2 tRNA genes and 3 rRNA genes are annotated in these 5,643 nt (G+C 50.4%); all 5 read right to left on the minus strand.

Annotated features, from left to right (window positions below):
• Positions 1 to 27 precede the first annotated feature (27 nt).
• The 5 genes from rrf to AC07RZ_RS23950 all read right to left on the minus strand — a co-directional run bounded on the left by rrf (position 28) and on the right by AC07RZ_RS23950 (position 5,352).
• Positions 28 to 140: ribosomal RNA gene (gene rrf / locus AC07RZ_RS23930) — 5S ribosomal RNA — on the minus strand.
• Positions 141 to 333: 193 nt separating this feature from the next.
• Positions 334 to 3,206 (minus strand): 23S ribosomal RNA (locus tag AC07RZ_RS23935).
• Positions 3,207 to 3,534: 328 nt separating this feature from the next.
• Positions 3,535 to 3,610, minus strand: a tRNA-Ala gene (locus AC07RZ_RS23940).
• 9 nt (positions 3,611 to 3,619) lie between these two features.
• Positions 3,620 to 3,696: transfer RNA gene (locus AC07RZ_RS23945), tRNA-Ile, on the minus strand.
• A gap of 125 nt (positions 3,697 to 3,821) precedes the next feature.
• A 16S ribosomal RNA gene (locus AC07RZ_RS23950) occupies positions 3,822 to 5,352 on the minus strand.
• Together the 16S, 23S and 5S rRNA genes with 2 tRNA genes alongside form the textbook arrangement of a ribosomal RNA operon.
• Between the last annotated feature and the right edge of the window lie 291 nt (positions 5,353 to 5,643).

Below are 5,643 nucleotides of genomic sequence, written 5' to 3' on the forward strand. Positions count from 1 at the left end.
TTGAATGCAGAGGGTTTTTTAATAAAAGCCTGACGATGACCTACTTTCACACTGGTTGCAGCACTATCATCGGCGCAAAGTCGTTTCACGGTCCTGTTCGGGATGGGAAGGGGTGGTACCAACTCGCTATGGTCATCAGGCATAACTTGTATCGTTGCTTGTTCTCCAGTGGGAGCAACAAACAGCGCAATTTAGAAGAAGTAGTTTTTTATACCGGGTTCACTAGGGTGAGTGAACCCGGTTGGGTATGAGTGTCCAAACGGTGTTGCTATCTTTTACAAGACAGTCACCTTGGCAAACAAATAAGCTCATCATATAACCTGCTAAGGTTATAGGGACAAGCCTCACGGGCAATTAGTATCAGTTAGCTTAACGTATTACTACGCTTCCACACCTGACCTATCAACGTCCTGGTCTCGAACGACCCTTTAGGGGAATCTAGTTCCCGGGAAATATCATCTTAAGGCAAGTTTCCCGCTTAGATGCTTTCAGCGGTTATCTCTTCCGAACTTAGCTACCCGGCAATGCCACTGGCGTGACAACCGGTACACCAGAGGTTCGTCCACTCCGGTCCTCTCGTACTAGGAGCAGCCCCCTTCAAATTTCCAACGCCCACGGCAGATAGGGACCAAACTGTCTCACGACGTTTTAAACCCAGCTCACGTACCACTTTAAATGGCGAACAGCCATACCCTTGGGACCGGCTACAGCCCCAGGATGTGATGAGCCGACATCGAGGTGCCAAACTCCCCCGTCGATATGAACTCTTGGGAGGAATCAGCCTGTTATCCCCAGAGTACCTTTTATCCGTTGAGCGATGGCCCTTCCATACAGAACCACCGGATCACTATGTCCTACTTTCGTACCTGCTCGACTTGTCAGTCTCGCAGTTAAGCACGCTTATGCCATTGCACTATTAGCACGATGTCCGACCGTACCTAGCGTACCTTCGAACTCCTCCGTTACACTTTGGGAGGAGACCGCCCCAGTCAAACTGCCTACCATGCACTGTCCCCGATCCGGATAACGGACCAAGGTTAGAACCTCAAACAAACCAGGGTGGTATTTCAAGGTTGGCTCCACGAGAACTAGCGTCCCCGCTTCAAAGCCTCCCACCTATCCTACACAGATTGGTTCAAAGTCCAATGCAAAGCTACAGTAAAGGTTCATGGGGTCTTTCCGTCTAGCCGCGGGTAGATTGCATCATCACAAACATTTCAACTTCGCTGAGTCTCGGGAGGAGACAGTGTGGCCATCGTTACGCCATTCGTGCAGGTCGGAACTTACCCGACAAGGAATTTCGCTACCTTAGGACCGTTATAGTTACGGCCGCCGTTTACTGGGACTTCAATCAAGAGCTTGCACCCCATCATTTAATCTTCCAGCACCGGGCAGGCGTCACACCCTATACGTCCACTTTCGTGTTTGCAGAGTGCTGTGTTTTTATTAAACAGTCGCAGCCACCTTTTTATTGCAGCCCTTTCGTCCTTCTGGCGCAGGCCAGTCAAACTACATGGGCGTACCTTATCCCGAAGTTACGGTACAAATTTGCCGAGTTCCTTCTCCCGAGTTCTCTCAAGCGCCTTAGAATACTCATCTCGCCCACCTGTGTCGGTTTGCGGTACGGTCTCGTTAGACTGAAGCTTAGAGGCTTTTCTTGGAACCACTTCCGATTGCTTCGCCAATAAATTGGCTCGTCCCATACCCTTGAATTACGCTGCCGGATTTGCCTAACAGCCTTCTCTGATATAGGAACCGGGACTTCCAACACCCGGACAACCTTCCGCGATCCGTCCCCCCATCGCATCTAACGACGGTGCAGGAATATTAACCTGCTTCCCATCAGCTACGCATCTCTGCCTCGCCTTAGGGGCCGACTCACCCTGCTCCGATGAACGTTGAACAGGAAACCTTGGGCTTACGGCGTGGGGGCTTTTCACCCCCATTATCGCTACTCATGTCAGCATTCGCACTTCTGATACCTCCAGCATCCTTTACAAGACACCTTCGCAGGCTTACAGAACGCTCTCCTACCATATCCTTACGGATATCCGCAGCTTCGGTGACTGGCTTAGCCCCGTTACATCTTCCGCGCAGGACGACTCGATCAGTGAGCTATTACGCTTTCTTTAAAGGATGGCTGCTTCTAAGCCAACCTCCTGACTGTTTTAGCCTTCCCACTTCGTTTGCCACTTAGCCAATCTTTGGGACCTTAGCTGGCGGTCTGGGTTGTTTCCCTCTTGACGTCGGACGTTAGCACCCGGCGTCTGTCTCCCAAGCTCGCACTCATCGGTATTCGGAGTTTGCAATGGTTTGGTAAGTCTCGATGACCCCCTAGCCATAACAGTGCTCTACCCCCGATGGTGATACTTGAGGCACTACCTAAATAGTTTTCGGAGAGAACCAGCTATTTCCAAGTTTGTTTAGCCTTTCACCCCTACCCACAGCTCATCCCCTAATTTTTCAACATTAGTGGGTTCGGACCTCCAGTGCGTGTTACCGCACCTTCATCCTGGCCATGAGTAGATCACTTGGTTTCGGGTCTACACCCAGCGACTGAACGCCCTATTCGGACTCGATTTCTCTACGCCTTCCCTATACGGTTAAGCTTGCCACTGAATGTAAGTCGCTGACCCATTATACAAAAGGTACGCAGTCACGGAACAAGTCCGCTCCTACTGTTTGTATGCACACGGTTTCAGGATCTATTTCACTCCCCTTCCGGGGTTCTTTTCGCCTTTCCCTCACGGTACTGGTTCACTATCGGTCGATATCGAGTATTTAGCCTTGGAGGATGGTCCCCCCATGTTCAGACAGGATTACACGTGTCCCGCCCTACTTGTTGCAAGCTTAGTTCCACAATGATCATTTCGTATAAGGGGCTATCACCCTCTATGGCCGACGTTTCCAAGTCGTTCTACTATGTCCACTGCTAAAACTTGCGGCTGTTCCCATTTCGCTCGCCACTACTTTGGGAATCTCGGTTGATTTCTTTTCCTGCAGCTACTTAGATGTTTCAGTTCGCCGCGTTCGCTTTACACACCTATGTATTCAGTGTGCAATGACCACTAGGGCCGGGTTTCCCCATTCGGAAATCTGCGGATCAAAGCTTGTTTGCTAGCTCCCCGCAGCTTATCGCAAGCTACTACGTCCTTCATCGCCTGATATCGCCAAGGCATCCACCATGTGCACTTATTCACTTGTCCCTATAACTTTAGCCTCTAGCTGCGTTCACAGCTAAAAAGCGGTTATAGAGGTATTTCTATGAGTTTAGCGTTTGCCGTATCCAAAGTGTTTTCGCATGTCCATGCAGCTTGCGCCCATGGACTCTTTTGAGAACTCTTTACATACTTTTTGATTTGATACAATCATACCCATCCACAACAATGTCTTGTCATGGACGAATCTTTACTACTTCTTCTAAATTGTTAAAGAACAGTTATTGCTTTTGATCTTCAAAAGACCAAACCTAAATCCCAGCGCCTATTCACGCCGACTTAGGTTTGATTTTTCACGATTCTCACCAAGGAAACTTGGTGGAGGTTGACGGGATCGAACCGACGACCCCCTGCTTGCAAAGCAGGTGCTCTCCCAGCTGAGCTAAACCCCCGGAAATCTTTGGTGGGTCTGGTTGGGCTCGAACCAACGACCCCCGCGTTATCAACACGGTGCTCTAACCAACTGAGCTACAGACCCGCTTGGATCAGTACGAGCCTACCATCAACTACCGCGCATCTCTACGCAACAGCCTTTGACCGATACCTGTTCTTCTTAACTAACAGACGATAAGTGTGGACGCTTGACTTTCATGCAAACTCTAGAAAGGAGGTGATCCAGCCGCACCTTCCGATACGGCTACCTTGTTACGACTTCACCCCAGTCACGAATCCTACCGTGGTAAGCGCCCTCCTTACGGTTAGGCTACCTACTTCTGGTAAAACCCGCTCCCATGGTGTGACGGGCGGTGTGTACAAGACCCGGGAACGTATTCACCGCGACATGCTGATCCGCGATTACTAGCGATTCCAACTTCATGTAGTCGAGTTGCAGACTACAATCCGGACTACGATACACTTTCTGGGATTAGCTCCCCCTCACGGGTTGGCGGCCCTCTGTATGTACCATTGTATGACGTGTGAAGCCCTACCCATAAGGGCCATGAGGACTTGACGTCATCCCCACCTTCCTCCGGTTTGTCACCGGCAGTCTCATTAGAGTGCCCTTTCGTAGCAACTAATGACAAGGGTTGCGCTCGTTGCGGGACTTAACCCAACATCTCACGACACGAGCTGACGACAGCCATGCAGCACCTGTGTTACGGTTCTCTTTCGAGCACTGCCAAATCTCTTCAGCATTCCGTACATGTCAAGGGTAGGTAAGGTTTTTCGCGTTGCATCGAATTAATCCACATCATCCACCGCTTGTGCGGGTCCCCGTCAATTCCTTTGAGTTTTAATCTTGCGACCGTACTCCCCAGGCGGTCTACTTCACGCGTTAGCTGCGTTACCAAGTCAATTAAGACCCGACAACTAGTAGACATCGTTTAGGGCGTGGACTACCAGGGTATCTAATCCTGTTTGCTCCCCACGCTTTCGTGCATGAGCGTCAGTGTTATCCCAGGGGGCTGCCTTCGCCATCGGTATTCCTCCACATCTCTACGCATTTCACTGCTACACGTGGAATTCTACCCCCCTCTGACACACTCTAGCCGTGCAGTCACAAATGCCATTCCCAGGTTAAGCCCGGGGATTTCACACCTGTCTTACACAACCGCCTGCGCACGCTTTACGCCCAGTAATTCCGATTAACGCTTGCACCCTACGTATTACCGCGGCTGCTGGCACGTAGTTAGCCGGTGCTTATTCTTCAGGTACCGTCATTAGCAAGGGATATTAGCCCTCACCGTTTCTTCCCTGACAAAAGAGCTTTACAACCCGAAGGCCTTCTTCACTCACGCGGCATTGCTGGATCAGGGTTGCCCCCATTGTCCAAAATTCCCCACTGCTGCCTCCCGTAGGAGTCTGGGCCGTGTCTCAGTCCCAGTGTGGCTGGTCGTCCTCTCAGACCAGCTACTGATCGATGCCTTGGTGAGCCTTTACCTCACCAACTAGCTAATCAGATATCGGCCGCTCTATGAGCATGAGGTCTTGCGAGCCCCCACTTTCATCCGTAGATCGTATGCGGTATTAGCTAATCTTTCGACTAGTTATCCCCCACTCAAAGGTACGTTCCGATATATTACTCACCCGTTCGCCACTCGTCAGCGGAGCAAGCTCCCTGTTACCGTTCGACTTGCATGTGTAAGGCATGCCGCCAGCGTTCAATCTGAGCCAGGATCAAACTCTTCAGTTCAATCTCTGTTTTGTGGCATTGCTGCCTAGCATCTCTGCTATCGCTCACTCAAAATACTGACAGGCCACTTCTTCTCAGAAGCGCCTATTTTCTTCTTTTGTGAACATTTAATGTTTTAAGTTATACGCTCCTGATTTACATCAGCAGCGCTGCACTTCCATCAAACGCCCACACTTATCGACTGTTAATTGTTAAAGAACCTTCTACTTCGCGCCACCAGAACCCTGGTTCGCGTCGCCGTCAAATCGTTTTGTTTGTCAGCAGCAGAGAGATGAGATTATGTGGCGTTTC

It is taken from the genome of Collimonas sp. GW821-FHT07E08 (assembly GCF_059418905.1).